The organism is Schleiferilactobacillus perolens DSM 12744, from assembly GCF_001435585.1.
GTDB lineage: Bacteria > Bacillota > Bacilli > Lactobacillales > Lactobacillaceae > Schleiferilactobacillus > Schleiferilactobacillus perolens.
The window spans coordinates 90,467-105,582 of record NZ_AZEC01000008.1; the positions used below are offsets into that span (position 1 = coordinate 90,467).

Consider the following 15,116-nt stretch of genomic DNA (forward strand, 5'->3'; position numbering starts at 1 on the left):
GAGAGCGAATAGTAATAACTTAAATACCGTCTGAAAAAATGGCATTTTTTCACCTCACTGATCAATCACTATGCGCCAACCCCCGGCACGTAATACTTACTCCACAAATGGAGTTCCAAGTGAATGTAATCATGAGTGTGCGACTCATTGAATGAAGCTATTCCATCCCCAGCATCTCCTACGAGTTGTCTAAACGCTCCAAGTTGCCCAGCAATAAAAGTGACCACTGTACCGCCTATAGGAGTGACTGCATATGCAGGAACTGACATAAGTCCAATAAAAGCAGCAGCACCGGTGGTTTCACTGCGGATCCGATTTGTCGTCGCATGAAATGAAGCAACCTGTGCATTACTTGTAAACGAGTAACGTACTCCATACCATTGAATTGATGGTGCATTAAACCCAGAATTGCTTGGCGCTTCGATCCCTGGTTGCTGAATTGATTTCGTAGTTGGATCAATTGTCAAATTCAGCTTTCGAATAGTATCGTTCTCTCTGCTGAGGATCTCACGTGTATCGGTAATTCGATTTTCTGGAATTCCTGAATTAGTTGGAACATCCAATACAAATTGATTATTAATCACATGCACATATTGATCAATTGCATCCACAAAATCCGACCCTTGATCTTGTGAATTCGAGGCTGTTCCGACATTAATCGGTACAGCTTGATTATCCGCTGCAGCCACTGAAATCGGTGTTGCTGTTGCTAATGCTAGAACGGTCAAACCAACTAAGCCAGAGACTTTAATACTTTTCATAACAAGTTCCTCCTAGATTAGTCAACCTTTCATAGCTTTCCCTCAAGCAAGTTCTATCGTGAAGGAATTATTCGATCATAATTAGAATAATTGTTGACGGAAAATTGGATATTGTGTGAATAAAGTACGAACATAATGGTAGGGTGGTCTTTTATCATACCTTATTAGCCTTCATACTTGACGACGCCAGACCGGTGATCCACAATATGTCTCATATAGTAGACAATCTTTGGAGGTGACATGATGATCACTTATGGCCCAACAATTCGGCGGTTACGCACGAATCAACATTTACCGCAAAAGGCTGTTTATACGGGCATCGTTTCCCGCTCGTTTTACGCCAAGTTTGAAAAAGGCGAGACAAATATCAGTGCCGATAAGCTGTTTGCCCTGTTGCAGCGCCTGAATATTGGTGTAACCGAATTTCTTTATCAGCATCGTGGGATGGAACCCTCTGTGACTGAAAAACTCAGACGGCAAATTCGCGATAATTATCAACAGGGTAACTTTAAGGCCCTGCGTGCTTTTTATGCCACGAACCGCTACCATGCATTGCCAGAAATGCGGGCGCTAGCCGTAACCGCCTATGCGCTGGTGTATATCACTGGTCATAATTCCCTGCACATGTCGAATGCCCCCATCGTCGAATTTCAAGCGGTATTGCAAAATACGCCGGACTGGACGCTGGAACAAGCCCGGCTGAGCGCAGAAACTAATTTTCTGCTCCCATTGACCGATCCGCTGCACCACCGTTTCTTTCGCCAAATCATCCAAACGCTGCTGGCCTATCGTTCTTTTTCGGATGAGATCGACAATGACTTGGCCGATGCCTACCTGAACGAAATTCAACCGCAATTGCTGGCCGGTCATTTGGACACTGCGGCTCGGTTGGTGACAGAATTGCAAACCATCAGTGCCGATTCCCAAGCCATCGATATCCAATTTGTACTCACTTTTTGTCGTTATTTGGTCGGTTTGTATACAGATTTCCCCGTTGTCGAAAAGCAGCTGCCTGATCTCCTTTCCTGGATCGATAAATTAAATCTGCCCTTTTCCCGCGACTATCACTTGATTACTGAAGTGCATTGGGATCGCGGGCGCAACCATTACCTGCGGCGGGGATATTTCCAGGCCAAAAACAACGATGATCCCCAGTCTCCAAATTGAATCTATTTTATAATTCCGGATCGTTCTCCCTCTCCACTTGTGGCTTGTTACGTTTCACCGTAATATAAATACCATCGTGACAGGATACAGGATAATAGGAGTGAATATCAGTGAAAATTGCAGTCTTTTGCGGTGCCAATTCTGGCCGCGATGCTTCTTTTGCCCGAGCGGCGCAACAGCTTGGTGCTTGGGTTGGTCAACGCGGGGATACCTTGGTTTACGGCGGTGGTCAAATGGGACTAATGGGGATCGTGGCCAAGAGTGTCTTGGCCCATGGCGGGCAAGTGATTGGCGTCATTCCCCAGATCTTGGCAGCGCGCGGCTTAGCCATGACCGGCCTCACCAAATTGGAGGTGGTCGCTGACATGGGCACCCGCAAGGCCCGGATGTTGGACTTAGCAGAAGTGAACATTGCACTGCCTGGTGGGCCAGGTACTCTGGAAGAGATCACTGAGGCCATCTCGTTTGCGCGGATCGGTCTGAATAGCAGTCCCACTGTATTGTTTGATTTGAATGGTTACTACCAACCGTTACGGGCCATGTATCAAACTGCAGTCGGCCAGGGCTTTTTCGACCAAGACGCATTCGACCACCTTTTGTTCTCTGCGGATTACGCGGCCATTGATGATTTTATCGCCCATTATCGGCCATTAGGTGTTCGTCAGTATCATTAACCTTGGCACTAAGTACTCTGAAGTGGAGGTTTTGTCACAATGCGTAAACTATGGCAGTTTTTACACCGAATTCGCTTTGCCCTGGTGTTGATCATTGGCGGGACGACGATCGCGTTGTCCCGAATCTATTCAACTGACTTATCGGCTTTGGGTGTTGCTGTATCCACGATTGCCATTCTGGCAGTGATTCACTACACTGACATGCACGAACGCCGCCAATAGTGGGCCACCGCAGTTTCTCCTTTATCGCCGCCTTGTATACGCAATGCTGGCGTGATACGATCAAATCACAAGCGTTTTCAACCAACGCAATACGTTGGTAAATCAAGGAGTTAGGAGTTTCTTCTCAATGTTGAATGTGCGATGTAACTTGGCCAGTGCGTAGAATTTCTACTACGTCCTGGCTCAACAATTCCATCCGTCCCATGATCATGATCATTCAGCACGGGCACAGTGCGTTGGCGCGTGTCCCTATTTGAGGAACCCTAATCGAAACGGCCGCAAATACTTTTGCGTCCGCATTCTAACCTCTCAAGTGCGACTGGGATTTTTCAACCTGCCTGAATGATGGTGATCTGCACACATCAACAGGAGATAACTCTATGAAAAAATATCGGCAAATCCTCGCGGCAAACAAAGGCCTCAGCAGTCTTTACTGTGCCGTGGGCACTTTGATTGCTTTTTTGACCACTCTGAATGTTCACTATTTCCAAAACGTATTAGATCAGCTGCACACACTCACTCTTTTTGATCCCACCCTCCTCGTTTATCTCGCCACTTTAATTCTCATTCCCATCATTGGCTACTTCGACGAATACGCCAAAAACAAGCTGCCTGAGCGAATCTACTATGGCATCAAACAACGCGCTTTAGAAAAAATGGACACCATTGAATACCAACATGTCGCCGACCGCTCTTTGGGTACGCTGCTGCAATTAATCGAGAACGGCGCCAGTGCGGGGCGCGATGTGGTGTTCGCATTCGCCTTCCAAGTCATCAGAGATCTGGCACCAACGCTGCTTTTCAGTCTGATCTTTATCGGTGCCATCAGTACCAAGCTCATTTGGTTCATTATGTTTGGTTACGTATTGGTCTTTGCGGTGACCCGCTTGCTGCTGAAATGGCTATATTCGATCAAAACTACACTATTAGAGAATCAGGAGACGATTAATCAAATCCTGACCCATAGCGTGATGGCGTTTATTGTCTATCGTGTGACTGGTCGTTATCGCCGCGAAATTGCCGCGTTTCATCAGTTATCAGAAAATGCCGCCGCCAACAAAACGGAAATGGCGTTGATTCACGAATCATTCTTCGCCATTTTTGCCCTGCTAGTCAATGCTATCAAAGGCGGGGTGATCGTGCTGGTCATCACCCACCATCTCAATTCGTTATCCATCGGGGCATTGGTGGCGTTGCTTCTGTACATCGACAATATCTATAGTCCCATCGCCATCTTTAATGTGATCTATGTGCAAGCCAAGCTGGACGACATTGCCTACACGAAACTGAACACTTTTTTTGAATCTCTGGACGACCAAGGCATGTTGGATACTCAGCGCTTAAAAAAGCCGTTGACGACCATCACGTTCACGAACCTGCGCTATGCCAACGGATCGCAGCTGCTTTTTGACAAGGTGAACGTACAGCTGGAAAAAGGTCAGATCTATTACCTGATCGGAAAAAACGGCACCGGAAAATCAACCTTGATCAACATCCTAATGGGCTTCATTAAGAAGTTTCAAGGCCAGCTTACCTATAATGATCAAACCAGCGATACCTTTTCGTTACGCGATTTATATGCCAAAACGAGTTACTTGGCTCAAAATGCGCCAGTATTTGCCGGTACTCTGCGAGACAATATCGATCCCAACCATCGTCTCAGTGACTTGCAAATCACCGCCATCTTGGAACAGGTAGCGCTGGCGGAAGATGTGGCTGCCCTGCCCGCAGGTTTGGCGACAGAAATTGCTGACTTCGGTGCGAATCTATCCGGTGGTCAACGACAAAAAATTGCCTTTGCCCGCTTATTAGCTGACGCTTCCCACACTGAATTGGTGATCATGGATGAAGCCACGGCGGCACTGGATAAACAAAGCCGGACCCAAATACTGACCAATATTGCACCGGCCTTAGCCCACAAGATCGTCCTCATTGTGACCCACCGGACCGAGACAATTCCCCAAGGGGCAAATTTGCTGGTCATTACACAGCAGCAAATTCACCAGCAAATCAAGCAATAAGCGTCGTTTTCCACCCCCATTGTTTGTTCACCCAATATCTGATACGCTAAAACAATCTGAAGGATTCTTTTTCCCATGGCAATTCCGCCGGCTGCTAAAATGCGGCCAGCAGAATTGCCATGTATTACAACTCAAGAAAAGTGAGGTACGCTTTGTTAACAGTAACGAATGTCTCAATGACTTTTTCCGACCGTAAGCTTTACGAAGACGTCAATTTGAAGTTCACGCCCGGGAATTGCTACGGCATTATCGGCGCGAACGGTGCCGGAAAATCCACCTTTTTAAAGATTCTCTCCGGGGAATTAACACCCACCACCGGTTCCGTCAGCATGGATCCCCATGAACGCATGAGCAGCCTGCGCCAGGACCACTTCGCCTTCGACGACCAGACCGTCCTGGATACCGTCATCCAAGGATATCACCGGCTTTATTCAGTGATGCAGGAAAAGGATGCCCTGTATGCCAAACCCGATTTCTCCGAGGAAGACGGCGTCAAAGCCGCTAACTTAGAAGCCGAGTTTGCCGAAATGGACGGCTGGAACGCAGAATCCGATGCTGCCCAACTGCTCCAAGCGTTGGGAATCGGTGACGCGGATCACACGAAGCTGATGAAGGAACTGCCAGAAGGTCAAAAGGTTAAGGTGTTACTGGCCCAGGCACTATTCGGTTCACCGGACGTGCTGTTACTGGACGAACCGACCAACGGACTAGATCCGGATACGATCGCCTGGTTAGAAAACTGGTTGGCCGATTACGACAAAACCGTTCTGGTAGTCAGCCATGACCGGTATTTCCTGAACAAAGTCTGCACGATGATGTGTGACGTTGACTTTGGCAAGATCGAAATGTTTGTCGGCAACTATGATTTCTGGTTAGAGTCCAGCAAGTTGGCCCAACAGTTACGGTCCAACCAAAATGCAAAAAAAGAGGAACAAATCAAACAGCTGCAAGAGTTCGTCGCTCGCTTCTCCGCCAATGCTTCTAAGTCAAAACAGGCCACGGCGCGGAAAAAACAGCTGGATAAAATTACCCTGGACGACATCAAACCCAGCAGCTGGAAGTACCCGTTCATTAAATTCGAACCAGAACGGCCCTTGGGTAACGATCTCGTGCGGGTGGATCATGTATCGAAGACCATCGACGGTGTGAAGGTACTGGATAACGTCAGCTTTACCCTGCGCCCGGGTGAAAAGACTGCCATCATCAGCCGCAGCGACGTCACCGCAACCCACTTACTGGCACTTCTGGCGGGTGTTGACCAACCGGATACCGGGACGATCACATGGGGCGTGACGACCAACCGCGCTTACATGCCGAAGGATTTGAACCCTGAATTCAGCGATGAGTCCTTGGATATCTTGTCCTGGTTGCGGCAATATGTGAAGAACAAGGAAGAAGACGACAACACCTTCCTGCGCGGCTTCTTAGGCCGGATGCTCTTCTCCGGTGATGAAGTGCTCAAGTCAGTGCCCGTGCTTTCTGGTGGTGAAAAGGTCCGCAGCTATCTGGCCAAGCTGATGCTCAGCCAAGCCAACACCTTGCTGCTAGATGATCCCACCAACCACTTGGATCTGGAAAGTATCACGGCGTTGAACGATGCGTTGATCGATTTCACTGGCGCTGTAATTTTCACCAGCCATGACCACCAGTTCATTCAAACCATCGCTAACCACATTATTGAAGTGGGGCCATTGGGTGTGGTGGACCGAGCGGATATCAGTTACGATGATTTCTTGGCGCACCCAGTGGCGCAGGAACAAGTGCAGGAGATTTATCCTAGCAAGTAATTGGTATACAGTAATCTGCTGAAAAATTCCGAACAAATAAGCCACGTCACCAAGCGGTTTCCCCACTTTTTGACATGGCTTATTTTTGTTAATTAACAGAATGGAATATGATATACTATTTGAGCAGAAGTTTTAAGGCGGTGGGTACGGTTTTCCCCTGAGGGAAGTGAATGCCATGGGTTATTAATAGTTGCCAAATAGGGTATTGTTCGAGCTCATTCGACTTTAACGGTATCGTTGTGAGCGTCGTGGCCAATCAATAATCTTCGTTATTTGGCACTTTTTTGATACTCCATAACTGTATGTGCTCGTCCGGCAAGGGATGTCTCTGCGTTTCTGCGGATGGCTAAAGCGTTGTCGCTTGGTGACACCTTTGATAAAATGGGTTCGTTAGGAACATACGTTTCCCACTGTTGATGATGGCACGGAGCAGCCGATTAGGAGGGCAGGAACCATGACCCGCAGTTATAAGACTAAACTTCACGTAGCCAATGATGCCCAGAATGATTTCTTGATCCTGTGCATGGCCGTCAAACGCAAGTTGTTCAATCTTTATCTCAATGTGCAGTTCGGCTTGCTGGAGACACGCAAACAGCTTTATCCAGACTACGACGCTTTCAAAGAGCTGCCTAAAGAAACACAAAGGCAGTTTTACATCTCTGCGGCAGAGTTTGAGAAAGTGTTCAACCATGTCATTCGGGTCAGCGGTTCTTATCCGGCCTGGTGGGATCAAGCCCCGCAGAAGACGCGGAAGCAAGCCTTTCGCGATGCTGAACGAGCTTTTCGGAACTATTTCAAGGGCTTAGCAAAAGAGCCGCGCTTCAAGGGCTATCATGCCCGCCAAGCAACCTACTTCAGCGGTTCGATTCGCATTCAGCGCGATCGGATCAGATTGCCACTCGTAGGCTGGCTGCGGCTTTCTGAATTTGGTTATCTGCCTATTGATGATCAGCTTCAGAAAACCGGGTATCATATCACCGGCTGCTGGGTCAGCCGCTGGGCGAATGACTATTGGGTGGCAGTGACTACCGATGAGCCGGCACCCATTCGGCCAGTCTCCCACACCGGCACGAAGTTAGGCCTGGGTATTGATCTGGGCGTCAAGGACATGGCCGTTTTGAATACCGGTGAAAAGTTTATCAACATCTCTAAGACACACTATTACTACCACGTAGAAAAGATGAAGAAACGTTGGCAGGCCCGCTTGGCTCATCGTAAAATCGCAGCCGAGGAAAGTTTTGCCAAAAATCATCCGCATCAAAAGGCTGGTCATCTAACCAGTCGTGGAATCGAAGAAGCACGCTACTATCTGGCGCGCTGGTCGGCTAAACTGGCAAAAATAAACAAAGAAACGGTCCGCCAGGCGATTGCGCGCATTGTTAAACTCAAACCGCCGCACATCACCGTGGAAAAGCTCAACATCAAGGGGATGAAGGCCAACCCCAAGATGGCGCCCAGTCTGCAAAAGCTGGGACTTTCTTACTTCAAGACCTGGCTCACGTGGCAGTGTCAAAAGCACGGCATTGAGTTGCGTGAAGTCGGCACCTGGTATCCCAGCACAAAGATATGCCACAAATGCGGCACTTACAATCGAGTACAATTCCACGGCACAATGGCGGATCTGGCCGTCCGTCAATTTAATTGTCCGCACTGCGGATTATCCATTGATCGCGACGTTAACGCTGCGATCAACTTGCAACAAGCCACAGACTATATGGTACTTACGGCAACAGAATAAGATTCAAGCAATTGCTTGGCTACCCGACGTTCACGGGGACTCTAAGGCCGGGAATCGTGTCAGACTCGACTACCAGGCTATCCTAGTTGGTTGAGAGCATCCCAGACAGACCATCGTCTGGAGGAACCGGCAATTTTCTTATTTAGTATCATTTGGTACCGAAAAAAGGAACGGACATGGGAGAATCTGACGAAAGGTTTCGCGTAGTGTGAGTACGTACCAAGTTCTTATGCTGATCTTCACGTTCAGCCTTCTGGTCGTCGCGATTATCAAGGCTGAGAACAAGTAATAAAAAAGCCCGCCCAATGCTTTGACCGGTTGAGGGCAGACTTGCATCACTGTTCAATACTGGCGCCGCTCTTAAAGCGGTTTGCATCGGTCGGTGTTAGCGCACCGGCCTTTTTCTATCTACACTATATCAACACAAACTTCGCTGAGCAACCAACTCAGCTCACTTCTTCGATGGCCTGCCCACCCTGAATCCGATAAATGGCATCACACCGAGTCAAAAACTGGCGATCGTGACTGATCGACAATATTGTAAGCTGATTTTGCTCTTTCAACCGGTAGACCATTTCCTTAATGGCTTCCGCCGTGTCACTATCCAACGCAGAGCTGATTTCGTCCAGTAACAGAATCGGACTGTGCCGCAATAATCCCTGTGCGAGACTCAATCGCTGTTGTTGCCCGCCACTCAGTAAACTTCCTGCTTCGCCAACGGGCGTATCCAGACCTTCTGGCAGGGACTGGACAAATTCCGTTAAAGCCACTTCGTTGAGCACTTCTTCCAGCTCGGCATCTGTCGCATCGGCCTTGGCTAACAATAAGTTCTCTCGAATCGTGCCCGGAAAAATGGAAACACTTTGCGACACCAAGGTGATTTGCTGCCGCAACGCACTGAGCAAATAATCCGCAATAGGCGTCTGGTCAATCTCAATCACACCCTTTTGCGGTTGATAGAATCGCAGAAGCAAGTCAAAGATTGTGGTCTTGCCCGCACCGCTTTCGCCCACCAAGCCGACCCAGGTCCCCCGCTTGATGGCCAGCGAGAGATCCCGCAAAATATCTCCCCGTTCCTCGGTGTAGTGGAAAGTCACATGGTCAAATGCAATGCGTTGAAAGTCCGTGAGCGGCAAAGCACCAGAAGTTTCACCATCGCTCAGTTGCAGCAAATCCGCCAGGGGCGCGAATTCGGCCAGCTGCTTTTTGAACTCATAATTCGTATTGAGAATCGTCGCCGCATTGGCATAAAACACCGCCAGATAGCTCAGTACAATCACAATTCCGCCCACCGTCATTTGCCCTTGAATCACTAACCCAGCAGCCACCACGAAGATAACGCCAATGATGAGCTGATTGACAAAATTGGTGATCCACAGTGCAGTCAGGTTATCAAAGAAAGCCACTTTGCTCCAAACGCTCACGGCATCGGTTAACGCCTTTTTCAGTGTGTTCGTCTGCTTCTTTTCCAGTTGAAAAGCCTTAACCAGCCGAATCGAACGGACACTGTCGGTGATTGTCTGGGCCATCTTGCCGTTGGCTTGAATAATCCGTCCAGTGAGGCCATTCACCACCCGGCCAAAAAAATTGCTCGGAAAGAAAGCAATCGGGAAATATAGGCACAACAATAGGGCCAACAGCCAATGGATGTGAAACACATAGCCCACGATCACGAGGCAAACGACCACATTCGCCGCCAGTTGAGGCAGATCTGCCAGCCAGAACATCACGTATTTCATCGTTTCCTGACGAATAAAGGTTGCCAGTTCACTGCTATTCGTGCGATCGAAGTAAGGCATTCGCTGCTGCAGCACGTTGGCAAAAGCAGCCAGCGTCAACGCCCGGCCTGAACGGCGCACGACCACCGCCAGTATATATTTGTAGAAAGTGTTCGCCGCCGTCATCAAAATGGGAATCGCGATGAAAAAGAGCACCGAAATTGTCACGTCGCGTAAATTACCCGCCGGAATGATCTGGTCAATGATACGCTGCATGATTAGCGGTGGGACTAAACTGATGAGTTGAACAGCTAACGCGAGGATAAATGAGAGGCCAATATAAACTGAAAAGTGCGGAATGCGATTGAAAATACTGACATTACTGACACTTTTTTTCACCACGCGGATAACCTTCTCTCAAAATGATAAATGAGTGTTTATTGTGATTCCATTCACCTGTTGAGAACATTCTGAGGTACGTTATTGTGTTTGTCAATTGTTTCCCATCCCAAGTATGTTATTCGGGATGATCAAAATCAACATGCCCGACAAATAAAAAAACCCGCCCCTTAGCTTGGACCAGCTAGGGCAGGCTCGCAATTAGATGTCTGAACTTAGTTGCCGCTCTTAAAACGGTTCGCATGGTTCGGTGTTTGCGCACCGGCTTTTCTGTTTTTATTATATCAAGAACTTTTTTTACCGCAAATCACCGCAAATCGGAGGCAAAAGAAACAACTGCAAAATAGTCCGACTGGCGTGTACAACATCGTTCTACTCCGCTTCCTGACGCTCACGCCGCTTCTTGTTGTAAACCATCAAGAAGTAGAACGGAATCGCCACGGCCAGAGCACCAAAGCCCCAGGCAAACTGGATTAACGTGACTTGGGTCAACAGCCAGCCGCTGACGACGATCGCCAGTACCGGAATCACTGGACCCAATGGCAAGTGGAAGTTTGACGGGACATTTTTCTTGGTCTTCATGAAGACCAACACCGCTAAACAAGTGGGAATGTATTGGGCAAAGCGAGAGATTGCACTGATTTGGGCTAGATAATTGAAGGTACCGGATAACGCCACGATCAAACCCAATGTGGACGATACAATAATCGCTACCCACGGGCCATCCTTTTTATTCACCTTAGCCAGAGCTGGCGGCATCATGCCGTTTTCAGCTAATGCGACACCAGACCGAGGCGTGATGTAGCTGGATGCCACAAGCAGACCACCAGTGGACAGCAAGGTGCCGGCTTCAACTAAGGCACTGCCGAAACTGCCGGCCACTCGGCCAAATGCCGCCTGAATCGGGGTAGCTGAAGTGGCCAAATTGCCGCCTAAAATACCGATACAGACAACCTGAATCAATAAATAAAAAGCCAAAACAATGAGCATGACAATCACCAGGGCACGGGGCAAATTATGTTCGGGATCGCGCATGTCGCCAGCAGCCACCACGACGCCTTCAAAACCGGTGAACGCATAGAACATGGTCACTGCGGCGGGACCAAAACTACCGCTGGTGTAATGGCCGCCAGGGAATAAGGGGGTGAAATTGCCGCCCTTGATGAACCAGATGCCGACAGCAATGAACAGAATCAGCGGGATCAGTTTTGATACCGTGATAATGTTGTTCACCACCTTCGATACCCGGACGCCGGCGATATTCATGATGGCCAGCAGGATAATCATCGTGGCGGCGATCACGTCCTTGCCAATCGTCGTGGCCGCATAGGGGAAAATCGAACCCAGTGCAGTGGTGAAAGCCACGGCCATCGTCGCCTCCGCGATGATGCGAATCGCCCAAGTGACAAAGCCGACTTCAAAGCCAATGAATCCGCCAAAGGCATCCTTAGCATATAGATAAGGGCCACCATTGGTGTCAAAATAAGTCGCCGACTTAGCAAAACACAGGGCAATGGCGAAGACCAACAAAGCATCGAAAATCAGGACAAAGATACTGGCAGTTCCCACCATCTTGGCGGCAACATTAGGCAGAAGGAAAATGCCAGAGCCGATAATACCGTTAATACCTAATAAAATGATACTCCAGAAGCCCAATTCATTTTTCTTTTCCATTGAATCATTCATTGTCTTCACGCTTTCCCGCACGGGTTACTAAATCTTGGAAAAGCGCCAGTGAACCCGCATCTTCTTGCCACATGTTCTCCGGATGCCATTGCACGGCCAAAATGTCGTCGCCCTGTTGCAGCTCAATCGCTTCAATCACGCCATCCGGCGCCTTCGCAGTGGCTTTAAACGCCGGGGCGACTGTCCGAACAGCCTGATGGTGCCGGGAATTGACGAAGGTCTTGGCACCCACGATTTGATTGATCTGAGAACCTGGGGTAGTCGTCACGTGGTGGGTCGGGAATTGACCCGGTGCCTTTTGACTATGCTGAATGGCACATTGCGGATCTTGGGTACCCAGATCTTGGTACAGTGTACCGCCAAAAGCCACATTAATGATCTGAATACCGCGACAGATCCCCAAGATTGCCTTGTGCTGCAAAGCCGCCGCCTTAATCAGCGCAATCTCGTACGCATCCCGTTGATAGTTGGTGCGGCCGATTTGGGGGATGGGTTCTTCTCCAAACAGAGTCGGATCAATATCCGGTCCACCTGGAATGACCAACCCGTCAAATGTTTTCAACGCCGCCTGAGCGGCCTCCTCAGCTTCACTGACTTTCTGCGGAAAAGGCAGCACGATCGGAATCCCACCAGCAGCCAGGATTCCCTCCACTAATCCGCGCGGGGTGAATGGCGCTTCGTTCTCATTAATAACCGGTGATGGTTTAACCAAAGCATCTGCGGTAAGGGCAATAATCGGTTTCATGTATAATTCCTCCAATATGACTCTAAGTAGTGATCGTAATCAGAGTTGGGGGGCCTCGACGACGTCGTTAATTTCCCACCAACGGACTGACTATATGAATTAGAAATAGTCTCATTCTAAGGCGAAGTTCAACTTTCGTCAACATCATTTTCACCTTTTACTATATTATTGAAAACGAATTTGCCATGCCGCACCCGTTCCGGTAAAGTCAAAGCAGATATAATAATCGTTAGTTATGGCACTATAATCCGGGCGAAGACAAAATTTTGAACCTCGATGGATAAAGTGCCAATGCGGAGCATTGGTACGGCCGCCACCGGAACAAACTTTGTCCCCGCCCCTCTGGAGGAATCATCATGATGTGGTTGAACTTTCTATTAATCACCTTCCGCTTCACCGCACTCGGCATCATCGCCGCCATCATCGGCGCAGTCTGGCTGCTCCGCGAAAAACGTACTCGCAGGGCAGGCGCTGACGCAGTGGTCAGCATTATTCTTTTCATCGTCGCTTACGGCGTACTCTATTTCGGTCTGCCCGAACCCAGCCTGGCTACAGTGATCACCGCCAATCTAGGCAGCTTCGTGATTACCTGTTTGATTCAAGCCGCTTTCCTCGGCAGCATGACTATGAAAGAAGTCAGCAGCCTCTTTCAAGATAAGAAGAAAAAAGACGCCACCACCCGCCGCACGCTTAATCAGGGTCACCCGGCCCGACTTTTTGCGAAGGGTGCTGGCTGGGGCATTGCCCTGGCAGTATTAGCCTTTCTCATTTTCGGTATCATGAATGTCGTTGACGCCAAGCGGGTAGCCCTTAACGCTCCGGTGAAAACGTATGCTTCCACTAACAAGGCGCCGATGCCGGCAGCGACTAATTCCAAGCAGCAAATGCCGGTGGTCAACGCCCCCGCCACAGTGCTGACCCAGGTCAATAACTCCCTGAGTAATATTCCCAATGCCAACGTCTATTCCGTGGATCATGTCCGGGCCCAGGTATATAAGAATAAACTTGTTTACGTCGCTCCATTGGATTTTGACGGTAGTTTCTGGCGCTATCTCCGTTATCAACAAGTCGATGGCTATTTCGTCACCGACGCCACCAGCAAGACCGCCGATCCCCGATTCGTGAAACGCAGCATGCGCTACACCCCGGAGGCCTATCTTAGCCGCGATGCCCGCCGGTTAATGTACGCCAAAACCGCCAATTCCGGCTACGTATTGATGGCCAATGCGCCCCAACTGGAAATTGACGACAATGGCGATCCTTACTACGTGAGCACGCTCGTGAAATGCTACGGCGTCACCAACCGTCAGGATTTTCGCCACAAAGCAGTCGTGACTTTGAATGCCGTGACTGGTGAGCTGAACTTTTACAAGGATCTGAAGAAAAAGCCGAAGTGGCTGGATGTCGCCGTTGATCCCACCACGGCCAGCGGTCAGATTGGCGCTTGGGGGCGAGAACGCAACGGCTGGTGGAACGCCAACGGCTTTGGCGGTGCCCGCCAAGGCGTGATGGTCGCCGTCACTGGCAGCGGCACGGAAGGCAACGACGAAGACGCCACTCCGGTGCTGTACAAGGGCCAAATCTACTATCAGCAATCCCTGACCAGCGCCAAGTCCGCACAGACATCCGTGATGGGTTATGCCTTCACAGATGCGGCCAGCGGCCAAAGTTATTACTATAAGGAAAGTGCCGATGCCATGACCCCGGACCGCGCGCAGAAACTGGCAAAAGATATGATGAAGCAAACCGGTTGGAAGCCGAAGATGCCCATGCTCTACCGGATCGACGGCAAGCCCACTTGGGTCGTATCGATGCTGGATTCTAGCAACGCTTTCCGCAGTTATGTGTACATGCTGGCTTCCGGCAATGGCACCCAAAGCACGGTGGCCACTGGGGACGACGCCGATACAGCCCTGACTAAATATCGGGCGTTATTCAGCGGCAACATCACGGCCAATGCCAGTAACGGTAAGAAAGAAGCGGTCAAGGGTACGGTCTTTCGCACCAGCATCAACGGTGATACCCTCTATCTTCTGTTGAATGAAAAGAAGGTCGTCTATGTGGTCAACATCAAGAGCGATCCCTTCGCTCGCTTCATTCAGCCCGGCGATACAGTGAGCTTCCAAGCCCAAGTCAGCGGTACAAGCGGCGTGGCCACCGGGGCCATTCAAGACGATCGGTTGCCAAAATAAGGAGGC

At 49.5% G+C, this 15,116-nt stretch carries 12 protein-coding genes; 8 read left to right on the plus strand and 4 right to left on the minus strand.

Translation table 11 applies throughout. The features are described from left to right. Positions 1 to 68 precede the first annotated feature (68 nt). A complete protein-coding gene (locus tag FD09_RS09840) occupies positions 69 to 761 on the minus strand; it encodes a hypothetical protein (protein WP_057820877.1) in 693 nt (230 codons plus the stop codon). Between the two features lie 243 nt (positions 762 to 1,004). Between FD09_RS09840 and FD09_RS09845 the strand changes: the two genes are divergently transcribed. The 7 genes from FD09_RS09845 (at position 1,005) to FD09_RS17100 (ending at position 8,659) form a co-directional block, all read left to right on the plus strand. Further along, positions 1,005 to 1,928 carry a helix-turn-helix domain-containing protein gene (locus FD09_RS09845; protein WP_057820879.1) on the plus strand — a complete coding sequence of 308 codons (924 nt, stop codon included), beginning with the start codon at positions 1,005 to 1,007 and terminating at the stop codon, positions 1,926 to 1,928. A gap of 110 nt (positions 1,929 to 2,038) precedes the next feature. After that, positions 2,039 to 2,602 (plus strand): LOG family protein, encoded by a 564-nt coding sequence (locus FD09_RS09850; RefSeq protein ID WP_057820881.1) that lies wholly within the window; start codon positions 2,039 to 2,041, stop codon positions 2,600 to 2,602. Positions 2,603 to 2,641: 39 nt separating this feature from the next. Beyond that, positions 2,642 to 2,824 carry a hypothetical protein gene (locus FD09_RS09855; protein WP_057820883.1) on the plus strand — a complete coding sequence of 61 codons (183 nt, stop codon included), beginning with the start codon at positions 2,642 to 2,644 and terminating at the stop codon, positions 2,822 to 2,824. Positions 2,825 to 3,204: 380 nt separating this feature from the next. After that, complete coding sequence (locus tag FD09_RS09860; RefSeq protein WP_057820885.1) at positions 3,205 to 4,845, plus strand: ATP-binding cassette domain-containing protein; 1,641 nt, start codon at positions 3,205 to 3,207, stop codon at positions 4,843 to 4,845. A 152-nt stretch (positions 4,846 to 4,997) separates the two neighbouring features. Beyond that, a complete protein-coding gene (locus tag FD09_RS09865) occupies positions 4,998 to 6,632 on the plus strand; it encodes an ABC-F family ATP-binding cassette domain-containing protein (protein ID WP_057820887.1) in 1,635 nt (544 codons plus the stop codon). A 454-nt stretch (positions 6,633 to 7,086) separates the two neighbouring features. Then, entirely contained in the window at positions 7,087 to 8,370 is a 1,284-nt protein-coding gene (locus FD09_RS09870; RefSeq protein WP_057820889.1) for an RNA-guided endonuclease InsQ/TnpB family protein, read from the plus strand. A gap of 208 nt (positions 8,371 to 8,578) precedes the next feature. Beyond that, positions 8,579 to 8,659, plus strand: coding sequence for a putative holin-like toxin (locus tag FD09_RS17100; RefSeq protein ID WP_420806854.1), 81 nt, complete (start codon positions 8,579 to 8,581; stop codon positions 8,657 to 8,659). Between the two features lie 157 nt (positions 8,660 to 8,816). Here FD09_RS17100 and FD09_RS09875 read toward each other — a convergent pair whose 3' ends face one another. The 3 genes from FD09_RS09875 to FD09_RS09885 all read right to left on the minus strand — a co-directional run bounded on the left by FD09_RS09875 (position 8,817) and on the right by FD09_RS09885 (position 12,918). Further along, the gene (locus tag FD09_RS09875) at positions 8,817 to 10,490 is read right to left on the minus strand and encodes an ABC transporter ATP-binding protein (protein WP_057820892.1); all 1,674 of its coding nucleotides are present in this window, start codon (positions 10,488 to 10,490) and stop codon (positions 8,817 to 8,819) included. 369 nt (positions 10,491 to 10,859) lie between these two features. After that, positions 10,860 to 12,173, minus strand: coding sequence for an APC family permease (locus FD09_RS09880; RefSeq protein ID WP_057820893.1), 1,314 nt, complete (start codon positions 12,171 to 12,173; stop codon positions 10,860 to 10,862). Next, positions 12,166 to 12,918 carry a gamma-glutamyl-gamma-aminobutyrate hydrolase family protein gene (locus tag FD09_RS09885; RefSeq protein ID WP_057820896.1) on the minus strand — a complete coding sequence of 251 codons (753 nt, stop codon included), beginning with the start codon at positions 12,916 to 12,918 and terminating at the stop codon, positions 12,166 to 12,168. The genes FD09_RS09880 and FD09_RS09885 overlap by 8 nt, the downstream gene beginning before the upstream one ends. 356 nt (positions 12,919 to 13,274) lie before the next feature. Here FD09_RS09885 and FD09_RS09890 point away from each other — a divergent pair, with 356 nt between their 5' ends. After that, entirely contained in the window at positions 13,275 to 15,110 is a 1,836-nt protein-coding gene (locus tag FD09_RS09890; RefSeq protein WP_057820898.1) for a hypothetical protein, read from the plus strand. The last annotated feature ends 6 nt before the right edge of the window (positions 15,111 to 15,116 follow it).

Bases quoted from the DNA above. Each gene is read 5' to 3' on its own strand.
- FD09_RS09840 (WP_057820877.1), bottom strand. From the start codon at position 761: ATGAAAAGTATTAAAGTCTCTGGCTTAGTTGGTTTGACCGTTCTAGCA.
- FD09_RS09845 (WP_057820879.1), top strand. From the start codon at position 1,005: ATGATCACTTATGGCCCAACAATTCGGCGGTTACGCACGAATCAACAT.
- FD09_RS09855 (WP_057820883.1), top strand. From the start codon at position 2,642: ATGCGTAAACTATGGCAGTTTTTACACCGAATTCGCTTTGCCCTGGTG.
- FD09_RS09860 (WP_057820885.1), top strand. From the start codon at position 3,205: ATGAAAAAATATCGGCAAATCCTCGCGGCAAACAAAGGCCTCAGCAGT.
- FD09_RS09870 (WP_057820889.1), top strand. From the start codon at position 7,087: ATGACCCGCAGTTATAAGACTAAACTTCACGTAGCCAATGATGCCCAG.
- FD09_RS09880 (WP_057820893.1), bottom strand. From the start codon at position 12,173: ATGAATGATTCAATGGAAAAGAAAAATGAATTGGGCTTCTGGAGTATC.
- FD09_RS09885 (WP_057820896.1), bottom strand. From the start codon at position 12,918: ATGAAACCGATTATTGCCCTTACCGCAGATGCTTTGGTTAAACCATCA.
- FD09_RS09890 (WP_057820898.1), top strand. From the start codon at position 13,275: ATGATGTGGTTGAACTTTCTATTAATCACCTTCCGCTTCACCGCACTC.